Raw genomic sequence first — 19,431 nt, forward strand, 5'->3', positions numbered from 1 at the left:
TATCATTTTTAAACCTTGCAAATATAGTTTTAATTAGTAGTTTTACGGACAATAAACAAATTGCCTGCATAAAGCATAATGAAAAATATACTATTCCTTTTTGGCACGAGACCTGAAGCTATAAAAATGGCACCGCTTATTAAGACATTTATGCAGGATAGCCGTTTTTCGGTTAAAGTTGGTATTACGGCCCAGCATAGGGAAATGCTGGACCAGGTGCTTGATTTTTTTGATATTAAAGCAGACTACGACCTTAATATCATGGTCCCTAACCAAACGCTGCATGAACTTACATCGAACCTGATCCTGAAGATCACGAACGACATACTTTTAAAAGAAAAATTTGACCTTATTTTTGTACAGGGAGATACTACCACGGTGCTGGCTGCTTCGTTGGCTGCTTTTTACCAGAAAATAAAGGTTGCCCATATCGAGGCCGGACTGAGGAGCCATGATATATACTCACCATTTCCCGAAGAAGCCAACAGGGTGCTGACATCAAAACTCGCACACCTGCATTTTTGCCCGACCGGGCAGGCACGCGCCAACCTCTTGCAGGAGAACATTACCGAAAATGTTTACGTAGTGGGCAATACCGTGATCGATGCCTTGTTCGCAGGGATCGAAAAGATCGAAGCCACAGGTGAAGCTGGTATGGATAAAACATTCGGCAATATCGATCTTAGTAAAAAGACCCTGCTCGTTACTTGCCATCGCAGGGAAAATTTCGGGAAGCCTTTTTTGGAGATTTGCGAAGCCCTGCTGGAGATCGCCGACAAATATCCGGATATACAGATCGTATATCCCGTACACCCTAACCCAAATATTAAAGCAACAGCACACGAGATACTGAAGCGGAGAAATATAGAACTTATAAGGCCCCTGGATTATCATGAACTGATATGGCTCATGAATAAAAGCAACATTATACTTACCGATTCGGGAGGCATACAGGAAGAAGCCCCCAGCCTTGGGAAGCCGGTACTGGTACTGCGGGATGTGACAGAACGCATGGAAGGTGTAGAGGCGGGTACAGCTATATTGGTAGGATCCGACAAAGAAAAAATAGTTTACGAAACCGAAAAGCTCCTTAACGATGATCTTTACTATGCAACAATAGCCACAGCCTCCAACCCTTATGGCGATGGAAAATCAAGCGAAAAAATTAAAGAAATTATTCTTGGAATAGCGCTTTCTTAGCGCTTACTATGTCATCGTGATAACAGGTCCTTATCAGGCGGTATATAAATGGCTGTTGTTTCTATTCCTGTAAATGGCCTGAAGCCTGTTGTTTTATATAGGCCTCTCTGGCACATATGAACATCCCGATAAGTATGGATTTGGTGTCGGCGAGGAAGTACAGCCCCATAAACACCCATGCCGAAATTATCATAAATATTCCTGTACCCAGCATGAGCAAATTCAGCTCTCGTACCCGGGGCAGCACACTCCTTCGTTTCTTAAAATTGAGACGCAGGGATATTATAAACAGCACTATCCCTAAGAGTCCCGATTTTAAGAACACTGTCATAAAGCCGTTATGCAAAATAGAGATGTACCTCATCTCCTGGTCGCCAAGCCACATTTTTACTTTAAGGTCTATGGTAGATCCCATTCCTTTGCCAAAGAGTACTGCGGGCACACCTTCGGCCGGAACCTGCTTCATCGTCATAATGTTCTCGTAAGAGCGGTAGTTATCGTTGAATTCTTTCCAATCTGTTAGGTCTACATGTGTACGGAATGGCTCCAGTGGGGCGAGTTTAATTTTATAAAGCAACGCTTCAAGGCCATCCCCGTTCCGTTTAGGGTTATAATAAAGTATTGCCGAATATCCTATTACAACAAGCATAATTGTGGACGATAATAGTATCACGGACCTCCGGTTGATCTTAAAATAATTTTTCATGGCCATGGATAATACCACTACTTGTATAAAATTTGTCCTGGCCATATACATGAATACCGAAAATCCTATGAACGCAACCAATACATACACCTGCTTTTTGGAAAAACCAAGATCAAAACGTTTGTAAAACAACAAAAGTATTAAAGCAAATACTTCAAAATCGCTAAAATACCCCGCGTGTTGTCTTATATCATTCACGGTATGGGCATGCAGTACCAGTACAGCGATAGCAAGTTTTATATAATGCAGCGATGCTATAATTGCTCCTGTTATAACGATCAGTCGAAAAATTCCAGTATATGACCTTTTGCATATCTGGTAGCCAATGAGCAGTCCTAATACAGGTTTAATCAGGTATGTAAAATCGCGTATTATATTATACATCTGGTATTTGCCGAAAAACATTGCGAAAAAGGCAATGAGTAATATCCCGGCAAAACAGGCAAGCTGCTTTATAATTTCCATGCTGTATTTTCTGCAAATTGTAGCCGCTGCCGTAAAAGACCATACCATAAAGGTAATCTCATAATTGTCAAAATAAGGCATTGCTATACATAGCACAAAAAGTGCCTGATAAAAAATATTTGCAGGGACAATTACCTTCATTCGTTGGTTTTATGACTTAAATGTAGATAAGAATTTTTAAAATACAGGCTTATAAACAACAGTTCAGCGGCAATAAAGGTAGCGATCAGGCCTATTATCCCAAACTTACCCAGGATAGAGAACATCGATACTATACTGATGATGGTGACGCTGATAACTATTCTTATATATTCCTTGTTCCTGTTGGCTATCATCATAAGCTGCTCCAACGCAGTAGAGGCCGCCATAAGCGGAGGTACCAGCAGTACAAGAAAGAGTGGCGGTGTGAGCTCATTTACAGATTCTTCAGAGGCGTTGAAAAAATATAGTAACTGCTCAGGCATTAAAGCTATTACTGACATTGCGGCCAGGACAATGAGAAAATCAGAGGTACTGTACCTCTTCCAGAAACGGAATCCAGCTTTGAGGTCTTCTGCCGCTTTATAGCAAACGAGCGGATAGAAATACCTCAGAAAAACCTGGATGAATGTCCTTGATGAAGTAATTACCTGCTCTATGATCTTATATTGTCCTGCAGTATAATACCCTAAACAATAACTGACCAGGACAATGGGTAGCAGCTGCCTGGCTGAAAGGAAAAGTTGCGAAATGCAAAAGGAAAAATCGCCCTTAAGTATGGCGGTCACCTCGCTTACTACCGGTACCGCTATTTTAAATGAATATCTGTTCATTATATAGGCCAGCCCCACTATATTAAAGACCAGTGAGCTACCCCCTAAAAAAAGATTGACATATATATAATCTCCATTGTTGGCAACAAAGCTATAGACTAACAGCAAATAAAATCCTTTTGAACAAATATTAATTATGCTTGCCGCCGTGTACTGTTCTGTTCCCTGAAGAAACCAGTGGGGTGTGAACACCTGTGCCAGTACAATAGAGAGGCTTAGTGCAAACAGCGGCTTTTCATCCTGGAAAAAAGGCACAAAAAATACCAGAGCGAGGAAGATCGCCACTACTGCCAGAAACAGCAGGCATTTTATCGCGATAGTATTTATAAAAAGCTTCTCAAGCTGTTGCCTGTCATCCCTCATTTCTGAGGCTTGCTTCGTACCCTTTACATCGAAGGCATAATCGACAATTAGGATCAGGAACAATGACAGTGCAAAGCCCAGGCCTGTTTTCCCCAAACCTTCCTCGCCACAAACGGCAACAATATAGGGAATGACCAATAATGGGCTTATAAGATTAAAAGCCTGACCCACCCCGTAGATAAAAAAATTTTGCGTTTTTTTATTTTTTAACAATGAAGACAGCTTTTCTAAATCCATATTGCATTAATTATGTCCACAATATATTAGGGACTATATGCCTTCTTTTGTAAATTCACGGGGAATAAAGCCCGGCGGGAAATGCTGCTGCTCATAGAAACGTCCCCTTAAGGGTAAACCCAGAAGCGAAAGTATTGCTATAGCCACAATACATGATCATGCTGCTTTTTAGCAGCTGCCTTTAGTTAATCTTTTTTAATACCTCCACAAGTTCGTTATTCCCACTGAAGAACGGGTCGTATATGCCATCTACTTTTAAGCCTGTGAACGAAAATTTGGCAGGGTCTGCTTTTACGTAGTCTGAGGGCGTAAAGTATTTGAAGAAATCGGCAGCGCTAATCTCCAATTCCTTATCGCCTATCTTAACAACCATTTTATTAACTATCATTTCGCCCTGAGATTCGTTCTGTCCTGTGTCAAACCTGAGATTTCCAACAATGGCATCGCCTGGCAGATCAAATACTATCGCCTGGCTCTCCGCCTTTCCCGACACTTTTACATATATACTGTTAGGCCCAAAATCAGAAGTGCCTTCGGTATAGAACAACTGAAATAAATCATCGTTCTTAACCACCATTTCGACTACTACCTGTGCAGCCTGTTTAGCGGATTCCTGTTTTGCAGGTTCTGCTTGTTTTTCATTTTTACAGCCTGCCAGCGTTACTAAGAGGAGGCATATCGCAATGCCGTTTCTAATGTGATCCATTTTATTAGTATAATTAAATTTCTTTCTGTATTCGCGGGTACTATACATGATCCCACATAATTCCCGAACCGCGCAAAGTTAATATTTTACCGTTATTTTTTTACAATTATCATTTTTTTTTGTAAACCGCGTAAAATTTCCTTTTTATAAGATAAAATATAACCCTAACCTTAGGAGGCTTTTCGAAAGGTGCTTTGCCGTTCGGTAAAAAGTTTTACTTTTGGGGAAATCTTCCAAATCTTGCAAAAATGATAAAGCCATTCTCATCCGGATATTACAAACTTCTTATTTTCTCGATCCTTATATCTTTTATTACCTACGGATTTGCCCTATCGAATTTCTCCTTAAGCATAGATAGCGAACAGGTATTCTCACAGGATTATGTATTAAACCTTGGCCGATGGGGCACTACCTTATTCCGCTATTACATTTTTGGAGGCATAACCCCCTATTTTTCATTACTGCTCGGGCTTATATTTCTAAGCCTGGCATCGGTAGAAGTGTCAAAGCTGTTCCGGCTTGGCGGCTTGGCGGCGTATGTATTCTGTGGCTTATTCTTAACATTCCCCCAGATGGCCTACCAGCTGGTATTCACCATGCAAAGTGATGTATTGGGCTGTGGTTTTCTTACTGGGGCGTTAGCTGTTTCCTTCTTTCTGAAATCCATTAATGGGCCTATTTCTTTAAAAAGCGCAGTTAATTTTACTGTGTCAGCTCTTTTGTTCATGTTCACGATCGCGCTAAACCAATCATTGGCTATGATCCCCGTGATTATTTTTACGATAATACTTTTCCAAAACACATTTTACAGCGAGTATTCTTTTAAAGGAGAACTAAAGAAGTTCCTTTTATTCGTGGGGCTTTGTGTGTCCTCCGTACTATTCTACTATCTTTCTGTAAAGATACTCTGCCCTCCCGGTGCAGGACTCGCGGATTATTATACTTCGGGGACTTCTGATACCGGAATATCAGGCTTCCTGAAATTATGGTTTACCAATCTTGCCGGTAATTCTTACTATGGCGCTAAAACTTTCATTGTTGCAACTGTAGCTGTTTTGATCCTCCTGGTCCGTTTTATCATTTGGGACCGAAAGCATTTTGCCATCCGTGCACTCCTTTTAACAGGTATGCTGCTCTTGCCGTTCTTTATGTCGTTTTTTATTACAAATGGTTATCACCCGCCAAGGCTTTATGTCGCTTCGGGCATCGTGTTCGGTTTTATCATTATGCAGTTCGCCTCGACCGTCTCATTTAGCAAGCTTTCTCTGAACCTTGTGTCGCTGATCGCTGTGGCTAATATTTATTTTATAACCATGCTGTTCTGGTCACAGTCAAAAATATATAACCATGACATTAACATAGCAAAAAATATAGATCAGACTATAAAAACCAAATATCCTGATTTTGATCCTACTAAAGACTATGTGTACTTTTATGGAGGGCTGCCTTTTGAAGAACATGACAAATTCAGGGTCCCGAGATCTGAGGTCTTCGGGGGCTCTTTCTTTTCGTGGGACGGTGGCAGCAATCACAGGATCACTGGATTTATGAAGTTCACCGATGTCGCATACTATAAGGTAATAGACAACCCTGAGACCTTTAATAAAATGAAAGACTCTATTGCACCGATGCCATTATGGCCTAAAGATGGTTATATAAAGCGCGTGGACAATGTAATAATAGTGCGGTTAGGGCAAACCAAGGGCGCGCCGCTATGGGGGGTAGAGATGTAAGTTATTTATTTCCTTTTATATTAATCCTTTGTCAGTTCCGGACCCCTTTGGTATGCCTACTTATAGTTACCAAAGGTTTTTTTATCTTTAATTTCTTTTGCGGTCCCTAAATTAATAAATGTCCATTTATCATTTTTATCCTTAACAGCGATCCCTACAGTATAATCCTTTCGTAATATATTGTCTGTAAAGACCGACGTTGAAAAACCGGAGCTTGACAGGTCTTCTCTGTTAAAGCCTTGTGTAATGTCGGGCCGCACTATCTGTGTGGCTTCCGATATGTAGGTCGTGTCCTGGGTCGATAGCGTTATATATAATACATCACCCTTATTATTGGACTTATCTTTGATGAATGCCCATCCGGAGATCTTTATGAAATTATTATTTATATAAATGTCCTCTATATTGTATTTTATTTCATCCTTTGGGAAATCAGGCCTTTTTATGACTTTTACAAATTTAGTCCCGGGATCTTTGGAATATACTGTCCTGACCGAGTCCAGCTGTTTTTGTGTGGCTGCATCCCTTTTCAAGCCATCCGAACGTTTCCTTTTATGGTAAAACAGGTAATAGCCGTCAATAAGGTCTATCTGAATATCCTTATTACGAATGATCGCCCCAAAAGCGTCCAGATTTTGCGGTGTGGTGATATACAGTTCGTTTTCCTTAACCTTACCATACGTCAGGTCATTCGTGAGCGATTCTGTATATGTCTCATATTTTTTCACATCTACCCGTGCCGAATATCCCAGTGTGATCGCTTTTTTGTTTTTGAGCGCCAAAAAGCACAGGTCCTGGTAGTCCATATTGTTCACCAATGTAAAAGTGAACGGCGGATAAGTGATTATCCTGTCATAATGCGGAATTATCTCATTCCACCTGGTTTCATTAAGAGGGCTGTCATAGCTTCCGTAATTACGCTGTTTAAAGGTATAAAGGTTCTTTACGTCGTATATCTGAAACGCAACGATTACGACCAGCAACGGAACTTTCACCCAATGTGGAGCCTTGCTTTTCACGAAAACGACAAGGACAAAAATAAAGAACAGGTAATAGGCCAACCACATAAACCTGCCGCTCGCCCTGAAAGTGCTGCCTATCTGCTTGATAAATTTCGGTATCGGATATGTAAAAAGCACCTTGTCATTAATGCTCACCTCGTTGGTAATGGCGAAAAGCGCGAGAAGGATAGTCAATACCAATAATGGTATCAGGTATTTATTTTTAAAGATCCTTGTTATACTGCGCGTTATTATAAGATAGCCTATCACAAGTATAGCCAGTGCCATCAGGCCCACGCCCAGGTAAAGAAAACCTTCATATTGGTGTTCAGGGCGCAGCCACGGAATTGTAGGAACGAACATTGAAAATCCTGACGGGTTATAAAACGAATTAAGGTTAAAACTATACTGCCCGTAGCTGTTTTGCACCTCAAGGCCTCCAGTATCAAAAGAGATTACCCCTACAACGATCCAAAGCAGAAGGCTCCCAAGCATGGCTATAACAGGGTATTTGAGTCCCTGTTTCCATGTGAAGAGTTTTTGGTAATAACAGTGCTTAAGCGGTAAAATAACAGTAAACCCTATTATCATAAGCCATAGGTAAGGGCTTATCAGCGAAACAATGAGCACCAGTACTACCTGCGACCTGTTAATGGCCGCCGCTGTTGCTGCCGTTGCCGGTTTTAAATAGTAATATATTGATGCCAGTATAAATCCGTGAGCACACAGCGAAGGGTGCATCCCCCTGAAAAATAACACCGGGCTGAGGACTACGAAAATCGCAGCAAGTATTACATAAACAGCTTTTGCCTTGTAAATATCAAGGATCTTGATAGTATAGTGCGCGACCATGAGGTTACAAAGCAAAAGCCACAACCCAAGATATTGAAAATCTTCGGGCAATATCCCGGAAAAAGGCTTTAAAAGAAGGGCTGGCAGCACGATAGAATCGGTAAGGCCTATATTTGTCCCGGCAGGATAGCAATAATCCGGTATATTGCCTATCGGAAAACTCCAGGGTGCATCTCTGTAAAATGCCCATCCTAAATAATGAGTACCCCAATCGTGGTGTGCTTCCATCAGCCACCGGATATTCGTTGGGACTATGATATCCAGTCCATAGGTGAGATGGAAACATACTATGACAAGCGCCATTATGCCCCAATATACTATTGATCTTTGCTTTGCCATATAATTGCTGATCATATTTCTTTTTTCCAACAATATAATATTGATACCCCGAAAGGAAACCTGATGCCACCATTAACAAATGTGCTTTCAGATGCCATGATCTTAAACAATATCCTGTTTATAAGGCCGGGATTAAATGCTTCAAAATCACTTCCGGATCCTTTTCTCTTTTTTCCGCTGCCCATCATATTGCTTAGCTTCCTGAAGAAATATACCGGTGGAAATAAAAACGAATTAAAGTAGGTGTAGTACAAATTCCTGCCTTTTTCACCATTTTGGAAAAGGCCGTCAATTTGTTTCATCTTATACCTCCTGAAGTGATGGTTTATAACATCATGATGGCTCCACAAATCCATAAATGCTGGAACCGTAATCAGTAATACCCCGTCATCTACAGCCACCCTTTTCATTTCATGCACTGCCTTTTGGTGGTCTTCTACATGCTCTATTACATCAAAAGCACATACAAGGTCGAACATTTTATCTTCAAACGGCAATTCTGTGATTGATCCGTGTATAATCTCAAGCCCTGTTTTTTCTGAGGCAAATTCACAACAGAATTTATCATATTCTATGGAAACAACCTTTCCGAAATCCGAAAGATATTCGGAACTTCTCCCCGGGCCACAGCCCACATTCAGGATTTTTGGGTTTGCTTTAAGCTTTCCCGTACTTATGAGTTTTTTTATATAGTTGGTTATTATTCGCTCGCGTGCCACAAACCACCAGTGGCTGCGTTCCAGGTCATAATATTCCTTGTAGTATTCGTGCTGCATCTTTCTTTATTCCGTTTTTTCTTTACCCTCCTGTATGACCTTATCCACTACAAATAATGGCCTGTTACGCACCTGGTTGTAAATCCTGAGTACATATTCGCCAATGATGCCCAGGGAAATCATCTGCACGCCACAAAAAAGAATGATCGTTAATATTGTTGCTGTAAATCCTTGTGGAACATCGTTGTAAAATAATTTTCTGTAGAGGTTGTATCCAAAGAAAATAAGCGAGACCAACACTGTTATAAAACCCATTCTAGTGATAATCTTTATCGGAAAATCGCTGAAGTTAAATATACCGTTGAATGCCAGCTGGAACAATTTGCTCCAACTGTATTTTGTTTCCCCTGCATGGCGCTCGTCCCTTTCATATACAAATGCCTTTTGCCTGAAGCCCACCCATGCCCTCATACCGCGAAGGTAGCGGCTTTGTTCCGGCATATCGTTCATTATGTCAACAACCCTGCGGCTGATCATCGAAAAATCGCCACTGTCAATAGGAATCGAAAAACTGGATATGCTTTTTTGGAAACGGTAGTAGCTTTTATAGGCCATTTTTTTAAGCATACTTTCTTTGCGGTTCTTCCTTACTGCATAGATAACGTCATACCCGTCATTCAGTATCTTATAAAAATCTGTTATCAGTTCCGGCGGGTCCTGCAGGTCTCCATCAATAATCATGGCCCCTTTTTTTCCCCTTACATACGAAAGCCCGGCCGTAACAGCAAGCTGGTGACCATGGTTGCGTGATAAAAGCACACCTGTAAACCTGGGGTCTTTCTTACATTGCTCTTCAACAAGCCTGTCTGTAGCATCGCTGCTCCCATCATTCACAAGAATTACTTCACAGCTAAATCCGCATTTATTAATAACGGCAGTCAGTCTCTCTATAAGGAGGGAAAATACCTGCTCCTCATTATAAAGAGGCGCAATGATAGATATATCAATAGTTTCGTTACTCATGTCCTGTTTTCGTTAATGCCGTTTCCCAGTCCTGTATGTCCAGTCCAAAAACCTTCTTTATCTTGCTCTTATCCAACACACTGTACTCCGGCCTTTTGGCAGGCGTTGGATATGCGCTTGTAGGAATTTGGCGTAAATCTATGGCAATATTGTTTATATCAAATATTTTTTTTGCAAAATCATACCATGTGGCGCTGCCTTCGTTGCTGTAGTGGTAAATGCCATATTCCGTTATACCGCTTTGTATCATCTGTACCAGGGCACGGGCAAGGTCATTAGCATTGGTTGGGGTACCTTTCTGGTCATCTACAACGCTCAAAGAGTCGCGTTCACCGCCCAGCCTGATCATAGTTTTCATAAAATTATTCCCGTATTCCGAATACAGCCACGATGTCCTCACGATAAAATGTTCGGGTAAGACATTCTGTATCTCCAGTTCTCCCTGCAGCTTGGTCAGGCCGTATACGCCCTGCGGATCGGTTTCATCATTTTCGGTATAGGGCGTTTTTTTCTTTCCGTCAAATACAAAATCGGTTGAAACATGCAATAATATTGTGTTGTATTGCAAGCACGCTTCAGCAAGGTTTTTAGCGCCTTCTGCATTTATAAGATGTGCTTTTTCAGGTTCGCTTTCGGCTTTATCAACGGCTGTATACGCAGCCGCATTAATGCAGTAGGCCGGTTTTACTTTGGCAAATATAGCGTTCAGGCTATCAATGTTCGTGATATCTGCTTCCTGCGAAGATGCAAAATAAAACCGCAATTTATCATATTGCGGCGCTATAGCCTGCAATGCCTGGCCCAGTTGCCCGTTGCCGCCTGTTACTAACACTACCATACCGCCCTGCTGTTTTGGAGGGTTGGCAAAATAGTATCTTTTTCAGATATAGTGAAATCGCCCTCGGGCATACCCCACTCTATTCCAATAGACGGATCATTATAAATGATGCCACCTTCCGACTCTTTATTATAAAAATTATCGCACTTATAGAAAAAGACAGCGGTTTCGCTCAGCACCAGAAAGCCGTGTGCGAATCCTCTTGGCACAAAAAACTGCCTTTGGTTTTCGCCCGAAAGCAATACCGCTTCATGCTGGCCAAAAGTTGGAGATCCGGGCCTTATATCAACCGCCACATCCAGCACTTCGCCCTTAAGCACCCTAACGAGCTTTGCCTGCGCATGCTCGCCTGTTTGGTAGTGAAGTCCCCTTAGTACACCTCTTGACGAGAACGACTGGTTGTCCTGTACAAAATGCGTTTTTGTGCCTGTACCGGCTTCAAATTTGCTTTCGTTGAAGCTTTCCATAAAGTAGCCCCTCTCATCTTTTATAATGGCAGGATCTAATATATAACAGCCTTCCAGCTTAGTAGGTGTAAACGTCATCTTACGATATTATGCTTAATAAATGTGTGCCGTACCCGCTTTTCAATAAAGGTTCGGCAAGTTTTTTTAATTCATCTCCTGTAATGAAGCCCATTTTATAGGCAGCCTCTTCAATAGCCCCTATCTTGAGTCCCTGTCGCTCTTCTATTACCTGTACAAATTGCCCCGCCTGCATGAGTGAGTTGAAAGTACCGGTGTCCAGCCATGCTGTGCCCCTGTCCAATATACTCACTTTCAGCTTTCCGCGATTCAGGTATTCCCTGTTCACGTCGGTTATCTCAAGTTCACCACGGTGGCTTGGCTTTATATTCGCGGCAATATCTACCACATCGTTATCATAAAAATAAATACCCGGCACCGCATAATTCGATTTTGGTGTTTCCGGTTTTTCTTCTATCGAAAGCACTTTTCCATGGTCATCAAATTCCACTACGCCATAGCGCTCCGGGTCGTGCACATGGTAGGCATAAATGATACCGCCATCCGGGTTGCTGTTATTTTGCAACAGTGTAGAAAGCCCCGTGCCGTAAAAGATATTATCACCCAGTATCAGGGCCACTTTATCATTCCCGATGAATTCTTTTCCTATTATAAATGCCTCGGCAAGCCCGTTGGGCAGCTCCTGCACTGCATATTCAAAACGGCATCCAAGCTTACTGCCATCGCCGAGCAACTGCCTGAACAATGGGAGGTCATGTGGTGTAGATATTATCAGTATTTCCCTGATACCGCTCCATAACAATGTGGATAGCGGATAATAGATCATCGGTTTGTCGTATATCGGCATTAACTGCTTGCTCACGGCCAGCGTAAGCGGGTGCAGCCTGGTTCCGGAACCTCCTGCCAGTATTATTCCTTTCATCAGCTTTTTATGTTAGCTTATGCAAATACCACTCAATGGTCTTTACAATTCCTGTTTCAAAATTTTCATCGGCTTTCCAGCCCAGTTCATTTTCTATTTTAGAAGCATCAATAGCATAGCGCATGTCATGGCCCGGCCTGTCTTTTACAAACGCTATCTGGTCGCTGTAACGGCCTTCTGCTTTTGGCTTCATGGTGTCCATAAGGTCGCATATCTTATTGGCAATATACAGGTTGTTCCTTTCGTTCCTGCCACCTATGTTGTAGGTTTCGCCGGATCTTCCTTTTTTATATACCAATTCTATGCCTGTACAATGATCCAGCACATACAGCCAGTCCCTCACATTCTCGCCCGTCCCGTAAATGGGGATGTTTTCGCCGACAAGCGCTTTTCTTATAATCGTAGGTATCAGTTTTTCAATATGCTGTTTTGGACCATAGTTATTAGAGCAATTAGTGGTTACCACATCCATTCCGTACGTATGGAAATAACTCCTCACGATCATGTCGCTCGATGCCTTAGAGGCACTATACGGACTGTTTGGCGCATAGGGAGTTTCTTCGGTAAACAGGCCTTCCGCTCCAAGTGTGCCATAAACCTCATCGGTAGAGATATGGTGGAAACGACATCCTTCATATCCCTGCTTGTACTGTTGCGGCGCTGACATCCAGTTGTTCCTTGCCGCGTCGAGCAAGTTAAAGGTCCCGAGCACATTGGTGCGTATAAATGCTTCCGGCCCTGATATTGAATTATCAACATGTGACTCTGCGGCAAAATGGATCACTCCCCTGAAGTCATACTCTTTGAACAGGCTATCGACAAAAACCCTGTCGCAAATATCGCCTTCAACAAACTTATAATTTTTGTTGTCACCAATCTCTGTCAGGTTATCCAAAGTACCCGCGTAGGTAAGATTGTCAAGGTTCACCACAAAATATTCCGGATTATTCTCCAGGAAATGCACTATGAAGTTCGAGCCTATAAAGCCTGCCCCTCCGGTGATTAACAGCGATTTGATCATTATTCTGTAATTACAATTTTTCTCTTATTTATCTGGCTCCTGTAATACGATCTGAATAATACCAGAATTACAAAGAATATCAAGAACAAGACCGGAATAATAAATTTCATATTGCCGGATACAACATCGCTGCTTTTTTCATTAAGCAGTATGCCGCGATCCTTAAATATTTCTGTGTAATTGGCTTTGTTTATCCTTAGTCTTGCCTGCTCTGCCAAAATCGCATTCTTAAATTGCAACACATCGCCTAACTGTGAATTGTCACTATAATACATCGTATTCGCTCCAGGGCTTTTGCCGGGATTAACAATATAGCTCAATATCTTATCCACCTGCTTAATTACAGAATCATTAGCGGCTAATTTAATATTCACATTATTTATTTGTTCCTCCTGAATCCGCTTAAAATAAGGATTCGAGTTAAGATAAGCCATAACCGGGTCTACAATATCCGATTGTTTTGTTTTTTCTTTTGAGATTATTTCAATGAGATGGTTATCATAATTTTTACTCGTTGTAGGATCCTTTAGGATCTCCTTCATGTCACCGTCTTCAGCAATGAGCTTAAATACATCCATTTTCCTGTCTCTGTCTTCTTTCTGGTCATTTTCAGACTGGTTCATGAAATTATAAATATCAATAAGCGGCTCAATTTCTATCTTAAGAAAACGCTTTGGTTTCTTTATCCCAATACTTTTAAGGAAAAGGGTGTCGCGTTGCTTAATTTTCAAATTTATCCCCTCAACAGCCTCATAAAGATAATCAACACTTTGGAAGTTGGGGTGAACAATTACTTTGTTCGAATAGGTTTTCGGGCCCATATCCAAATAGAAGCCCAGTCCCGCACCAACCAGTACAATACCTGCTATAAGAATAATGTTGCGCTTTATAAATAATATCCCGTCAAAAAATGAGTCATTAACACGTGTAAAATAGCCTTTTACTTTTGCCGATACCTCCGACAAGTCGATTTCCCTGTCAGGATCGTTATTCGTTTGGTTTGCCATATTTTATTGAATATTGAATATTTGTTCGAGTATCTTAATAGTTATCAGATAAGTGGGTTTTACGCCTGTTGTACCCAATCCTCCGGAGGCCAGCGTGCTGCCGGTTTCGAGCGGGTTATCCGAAGCGTAATAGGCGTAGCGTACTTTTACATCAGGATTGATGCTTTTCCTGATCTTCGATGCCGACTGTATTGCCTTCTGGTAATAAGCACCTTCCATTTCCAGGCCGCTCACACCCCATGTCGATTCGTTGAAAAACTTAAGCAGGTCTTTGTTCTGGAGCGATGTACCCAGCACTGTAACCATAGGGCCAACGTATACCGGTATGCCTTCGCCTTCAAACATGGCGGCGGTTAGCTCATTTTCAAACGGATAATTATCGCCAGTGCCCTCATTTATGTGGGCAGACGGAATCATGATATCGCCTTTGTTGCCTTCCAATATACCTGCCTTGCCCATAATGGATACCGACTCCACATTCATAAAAGTACGGATGTTGTCTTCCTTGAACGGTTTTAGCAGCTCATCTATGGTTTCATAGGCCTGTTCGCCAAAAGCGTAGTCCATGACTATAATTACCGGCTTGTCTTCAGCAAGTTTAGCCGAAGGAAATGCGCTTTTGGAAAAATCTATTTTAGCAGTGTCAAATATCTGTACATCGATATTCGTACCCGATGTATCGGGCATTGCTATCATGCCGCTTTTCAGTGCTGCTTCCTCGATCTTTGCCCTCATGGCATTATTCCCCGATTTGCTTAGTTCCTCATAAATAAAGAAATCATCTTTATCCTTAAATTTCGTTTTGAGCAGCGGGGTTGCAAAAATAGAGTTCATCACGCTGTGCATGTTGGCACTGATGATGTGTATCGGCCTTTCGAGAAGCCCATTTTGCTTTAATACATTCTTGATATTATTGGCCCATATCTCTCCATGAATGTGGTGCCCCAGCCTTTCGCGGAGTATCGGGCTGAAGGTAATGGTCCTTTTTGCACCACCCATAGCTTCTTCTATCGCAAGTTTGCCAAGGTGGTAAATAACGTGAAGGAACCTGTCGGGCGCTGCCGCTGAACCAAAAGCATCGTAGATATCTATAATCTCTGCAAATGTCCTGCCCAGCACATTCGAAACATGCGATATCGCTTTTTCGCGCTCTTCAAGTGTTAGCTTTTTCTCTTGCTGTATCGCCTGCTCCAGCTTTACCCAGTCGCGGGCAATCTCGCCATTATCGTCTACCAGTACCCTGTCTTTTATCTTATGCGATTCGATAAAAATAAAAGTAAGGTGCGTCATGATATCATAAATATCAGAGCGGCCACGCGTAATTTCCACGTTCATCTGCTCTTCGTCGATACGGTAGCAGTTACGCCTTCTTTTCGGAGGTACTATAGCCTTAAAATGCGATTTCGAATAACCTTCATCGGATGTAAGGTTAATGAACCTGCACTCCTCTATCCCTACCGGCAAGCGCTCTATAACATACAGCAGCCCGTTCAGCTCGGCTTTTTCCTCGGCAATCGAGCCGTATATTTCGGGGCGAAGGGACAGTAGCGCTTCCCTTAAAGTATCACCCGATATGCCCATTGGTTTGTAAAACCCGCGGTTAAATAAGTGCCGCATCGTTATGTAAAGTCGCTCAATAGCCGCAGAAGATTCCTGCGCCCTCGACCTTGATATGTTTTTAATTCCCTGCATTCGTAGTATTTTGTGGCAAATGTATTGATTTTATTTTTAGTGGGGTTAATCCCCATGTTGAGCTGTTATTTTTCCTGTTTATTCTCATTTTTTTAAAGCATCCGCAATAATCCTGTCATTTGCCAGCCTTGGCAATTTGTTCTGCCCGCCCAGTTTGCCTATTGATTTCATATAGTCCCTGAAACCGTCTTTGGGCACCGGTGTTATGACAAGCGTACGCAATACTTTCCCCACGATCAGGTCGTCATAATACACATTCTGCTTGCGCATCGCTGCATCTATTTTCAGGGCGAATGCTTCAATATCAGCCGGCTCTTTTTCAAACTCTATAAACCATTCATGGTAGGGTAATCCTTCTGCAGGTGTTATTTGTGGTGCTACAGTAAACTCATTAACCGTCACTCCGGTACCTTCCATAGCTTCGTTTAGCGCTTTTTCTACTTCCTTGCCGATAACGTGCTCGCCAAAGGCAGAGATGTAATGCTTTATCCTGCCTGTAACAATAACGCGGTACGGGCGGAGTGAGGTAAACGCAATTGTATCGCCAATGTTGTATGCCCACAGCCCTGCATTGGTAGAAATAATAAGGACATAGTTTACGCCTAATTCTACTTCTCCTATAGTATGTCGTTTTGGGTTTTCGGTAAAGAACTCATCGGCTTTTATAAACTCATAGAAAATGCCCGAGTTCAGTAGCAACAGCATGCCTTTTTCCTTCTGCGAATCCTGGTAGGCAAAGAAACCCTCGGAGGCCGGGAACAGCTCAATGCTGTCTACCTTACGGCCAATCAGGTTTTCGAATTTCGCACGGTAGGGCTCGTAGTTCACGCCGCCATATATAAACAGGTTGAAGTTTTTGAAGAGGTCTCCTACTTTCTTCCCTTCCTTCTGTTGTAATTTTTCAAAATACATCTGTACCCACGATGGTATGCCGGATATCACCTGCATATCCTCATTATAGGTTTCTTCCACAATTGCATCTACCTTGGTTTCCCAATCGTCTATAATGTTGGTTTCCCAGCTTGGCATACGGTTCTTTTGCAGGTAGGCCGGAACATAATGGGCCACAATACCCGAAAGGCGGCCCAGTTTTACCCCGTTCTTCTCATCGAGTTCGGGGCTTCCCTGCAGGAATATCATCTTGCCGTCAACGAAATCAGCTTTCCCTGTTTCATGGATGTAAGCCAAAATCGCGTTTCGCGCTGCCTGTATATGGTACGGCATGCTTTCTTTTGTAAGCGGGATGTATTTCGCTCCCGATGTCGTGCCCGATGTTTTTGCAAAGTACAATGGCTTGCCTGGCCACAGTACGTTCTCCTCCCCTTTTACAACGCGGTCAACGTACCCTTTCATGGCTTCATAATCGCGTACCGGGACTTTTAAAGCAAAATCTTCAAAAGATTTAATATTTCCAAAATCATGATCCCTGCCAAAAGCTGTTTCCGATGCCTGGGCTATCAATTGTGCGAAAACCTTTTGTTGTGTCCCCACAGGATTACCCGCCCATTTTTGGGTTTTACTGTGAATGATGCCTGCGAAGATTTTTGCTGCAAATGATTTTATGGACATGAGAGATTTCAGATTTTAGATTTTAGAATTCAGATTGAGCTTCACTCTTGCCGGACGTATCCTTAAACTCTTTTTTGATTGCTTTCTCTGTTGTAACCATCAAATAAACCACCATAAGTACCAGCAGGCCCATGCCTATTGATTGTTTAACTTCGACAGCGATTGGGACAAAATACCCCAGCAATGAAATTAGCATCAGCGCCACTGAACCCCTAATCATTTGGATGCTCGAAAACCGCTGTGCGAAATCCCACCGTTCCTGCGACCTCATCGAGGAAGCGGTGCGATAGCCATAAAAGGCATTTATCTTTTTTGGCGGAAAATAGTACGTGATCGCGGCTACTATCAAAAAAATAATGCCGCATAAAAACGATGTGAAGAATATGTTGGCTATAAAATCTTCCATATTATTCAAAATTAATAAATTGTGTCGGGTTTATAGGGTAGCCGTCTTTCCAAAGCTCAAAATGCAGGTGTACGCCCGTTGATTGCGTACCTGTAGAACCCGCCAGCGCGATCACCTCGCCCGATTTTACAATATCGCCCTGCTCTTTGGTCAGTGATGCAGCATGTTTATACACCGATATAATTCCGTCGTTATGACGCAGCACGATTACGTTGCCGTTAGTCGGTGTCCAGTCGGCCAGTATGACCGTACCTGCTGCAACAGCTTTAATAGGGGTATCTTTTGCAAGGGCGACATCCACGGCAAAGTGCTTGTCTTTCGCATTATAGTTATCGGTAATGTGCCCTTTTACAGGAGCAAATAACACGAGGCCCACCTTTGGCTTAGCAGTTTCAAAAAGGTTGTATTTGTCTTCCAGGGCTACTTCCCGGCGCAGTTTGAGGTCGGCTTCCGAGGGTTTCATTTTTTCATCGGAAAGTACGGCCTGCTCCGCAACCACGATTGAATCCCTACTGAGCTTTGTGTGTTCAATATCGCCTGTAAGCACTTTTTTTATTGAGGCGAGGTAGGCACTATTTTCATTAATAATTTTTTGCAGCGAATCGGATTTTATAGCATTTTGGGTAGCTTCGCGCTTTAGTTTTGTCGAAGCATATCCGGGGATGTATTCGCGTAATGGGGTGAAGGCAATGATATAGGTGGTTAGGGCTATCATCACGATGCTTATTGTGGTGAGCGCCACAAAAACGTTCATGAGGTTGAGCCTGAAGGAAAATAGCTCTTCAAAAGTTTCTTCGTTAAGTATTACCAGGCGATTTTTGGTAAACAGCCGCTTTTTGATGAGCTGCCTTTTGAGCCTTTTTGCCGACATAATAACTGTTTAATTGACAAATATAGTAATCCTGTGGCATTATGGTATTTCAATACGCATGAAAACCGTTGCCGCTTTTTATTAATATGTTAAATTTTTATTTTTTATTTAACGCAAACCATAAGCAAATATTTGACGTAAATAGATTTTGTAATTCATTTTATATTTAACTTTGTCGGATAATTAAAATATGTTGTCATGGGAAAACTAGGTTTAACAGAAATTCTTGTTATATTGGTAATCATCGTATTGCTGTTCGGAGGCAAGAAAATCCCTGAGCTTATGAAAGGCCTGGGTACCGGTATTAAAGAATTTAAAAACGCTGCTAAAGACGGAGACCAGCCTGCTGCTTCTAAAAAGCCTACGCAGGAAGAAAATAAATTATAATAACGTAAGGTTATTGTAAATGAAACCCCTCTAAGGAATCCTTGGAGGGGTTTTTTGTGTAAATCAATATCGCATACTAT

At 42.1% G+C, this 19,431-nt stretch carries 18 protein-coding genes; 3 read left to right on the forward strand and 15 right to left on the reverse strand.

The window, feature by feature from the left end; genetic code table 11:
• The first annotated feature begins 78 nt into the window (after positions 1–78).
• Positions 79–1,200, forward strand: coding sequence for a non-hydrolyzing UDP-N-acetylglucosamine 2-epimerase (gene wecB / locus AAEO56_RS17220; RefSeq protein WP_341698314.1), 1,122 nt, complete (start codon positions 79–81; stop codon positions 1,198–1,200).
• A gap of 61 nt (positions 1,201–1,261) precedes the next feature.
• Here the strand turns inward: wecB and AAEO56_RS17225 are convergent, their stop codons facing one another.
• From AAEO56_RS17225 to AAEO56_RS17235, 3 genes are all read right to left on the reverse strand, one after another.
• Entirely contained in the window at positions 1,262–2,512 is a 1,251-nt protein-coding gene (locus tag AAEO56_RS17225) for a hypothetical protein (protein ID WP_341698315.1), read from the reverse strand.
• Entirely contained in the window at positions 2,509–3,783 is a 1,275-nt protein-coding gene (locus AAEO56_RS17230) for an oligosaccharide flippase family protein (protein ID WP_341698316.1), read from the reverse strand. The genes AAEO56_RS17225 and AAEO56_RS17230 overlap by 4 nt, the downstream gene beginning before the upstream one ends.
• A 181-nt stretch (positions 3,784–3,964) precedes the next feature.
• Positions 3,965–4,489 carry a hypothetical protein gene (locus AAEO56_RS17235; protein ID WP_341698317.1) on the reverse strand — a complete coding sequence of 175 codons (525 nt, stop codon included), beginning with the start codon at positions 4,487–4,489 and terminating at the stop codon, positions 3,965–3,967.
• Between the two features lie 248 nt (positions 4,490–4,737).
• Between AAEO56_RS17235 and AAEO56_RS17240 the strand changes: the two genes are divergently transcribed.
• The gene (locus AAEO56_RS17240) at positions 4,738–6,222 is read left to right on the forward strand and encodes a glucosyltransferase domain-containing protein (protein WP_341698318.1); all 1,485 of its coding nucleotides are present in this window, start codon (positions 4,738–4,740) and stop codon (positions 6,220–6,222) included.
• A 56-nt stretch (positions 6,223–6,278) separates the two neighbouring features.
• Here AAEO56_RS17240 and AAEO56_RS17245 read toward each other — a convergent pair whose 3' ends face one another.
• From AAEO56_RS17245 to AAEO56_RS17300, 12 genes are all read right to left on the reverse strand, one after another.
• Complete coding sequence (locus AAEO56_RS17245) at positions 6,279–8,414, reverse strand: DUF6311 domain-containing protein (protein WP_341698319.1); 2,136 nt, start codon at positions 8,412–8,414, stop codon at positions 6,279–6,281.
• A gap of 11 nt (positions 8,415–8,425) precedes the next feature.
• Entirely contained in the window at positions 8,426–9,190 is a 765-nt protein-coding gene (locus tag AAEO56_RS17250) for a class I SAM-dependent methyltransferase (protein WP_341698320.1), read from the reverse strand.
• Positions 9,191–9,196: 6 nt separating this feature from the next.
• A complete protein-coding gene (locus tag AAEO56_RS17255; RefSeq protein ID WP_341698321.1) occupies positions 9,197–10,153 on the reverse strand; it encodes a glycosyltransferase family 2 protein in 957 nt (318 codons plus the stop codon).
• Entirely contained in the window at positions 10,146–10,991 is an 846-nt protein-coding gene (gene rfbD, locus AAEO56_RS17260) for a dTDP-4-dehydrorhamnose reductase (protein WP_341698322.1), read from the reverse strand. The genes AAEO56_RS17255 and rfbD overlap by 8 nt, the downstream gene beginning before the upstream one ends.
• On the reverse strand, positions 10,985–11,536 hold the full coding sequence (gene rfbC, locus AAEO56_RS17265; protein ID WP_341698323.1) for a dTDP-4-dehydrorhamnose 3,5-epimerase: 552 nt from the start codon (positions 11,534–11,536) through the stop codon (positions 10,985–10,987). The genes rfbD and rfbC overlap by 7 nt, the downstream gene beginning before the upstream one ends.
• A 1-nt stretch (position 11,537) precedes the next feature.
• Positions 11,538–12,398 (reverse strand): glucose-1-phosphate thymidylyltransferase RfbA, encoded by an 861-nt coding sequence (rfbA, locus tag AAEO56_RS17270; protein WP_341698324.1) that lies wholly within the window; start codon positions 12,396–12,398, stop codon positions 11,538–11,540.
• Between the two features lie 7 nt (positions 12,399–12,405).
• Positions 12,406–13,416, reverse strand: coding sequence for a dTDP-glucose 4,6-dehydratase (rfbB, locus tag AAEO56_RS17275; protein ID WP_341698420.1), 1,011 nt, complete (start codon positions 13,414–13,416; stop codon positions 12,406–12,408).
• 2 nt (positions 13,417–13,418) lie between these two features.
• Entirely contained in the window at positions 13,419–14,426 is a 1,008-nt protein-coding gene (locus AAEO56_RS17280; protein WP_341698325.1) for a hypothetical protein, read from the reverse strand.
• 3 nt (positions 14,427–14,429) lie between these two features.
• A complete protein-coding gene (locus AAEO56_RS17285) occupies positions 14,430–16,118 on the reverse strand; it encodes a DUF6909 family protein (protein ID WP_341698326.1) in 1,689 nt (562 codons plus the stop codon).
• An 84-nt stretch (positions 16,119–16,202) separates the two neighbouring features.
• Positions 16,203–17,687 (reverse strand): GH3 auxin-responsive promoter family protein, encoded by a 1,485-nt coding sequence (locus tag AAEO56_RS17290; protein ID WP_341698327.1) that lies wholly within the window; start codon positions 17,685–17,687, stop codon positions 16,203–16,205.
• A 22-nt stretch (positions 17,688–17,709) separates the two neighbouring features.
• Complete coding sequence (locus tag AAEO56_RS17295) at positions 17,710–18,093, reverse strand: SdpI family protein (protein ID WP_341698328.1); 384 nt, start codon at positions 18,091–18,093, stop codon at positions 17,710–17,712.
• A 1-nt stretch (position 18,094) separates the two neighbouring features.
• Positions 18,095–18,964 (reverse strand): M23 family metallopeptidase, encoded by an 870-nt coding sequence (locus tag AAEO56_RS17300; RefSeq protein WP_341698329.1) that lies wholly within the window; start codon positions 18,962–18,964, stop codon positions 18,095–18,097.
• A gap of 198 nt (positions 18,965–19,162) precedes the next feature.
• Here AAEO56_RS17300 and tatA point away from each other — a divergent pair, with 198 nt between their 5' ends.
• Entirely contained in the window at positions 19,163–19,351 is a 189-nt protein-coding gene (gene tatA, locus AAEO56_RS17305) for a twin-arginine translocase TatA/TatE family subunit (RefSeq protein ID WP_341698330.1), read from the forward strand.
• The last annotated feature ends 80 nt before the right edge of the window (positions 19,352–19,431 follow it).

The sequence above is a fragment of the Flavobacterium arundinis genome (assembly GCF_038289855.1).
Classification (GTDB): domain Bacteria; phylum Bacteroidota; class Bacteroidia; order Flavobacteriales; family Flavobacteriaceae; genus Flavobacterium; species Flavobacterium arundinis.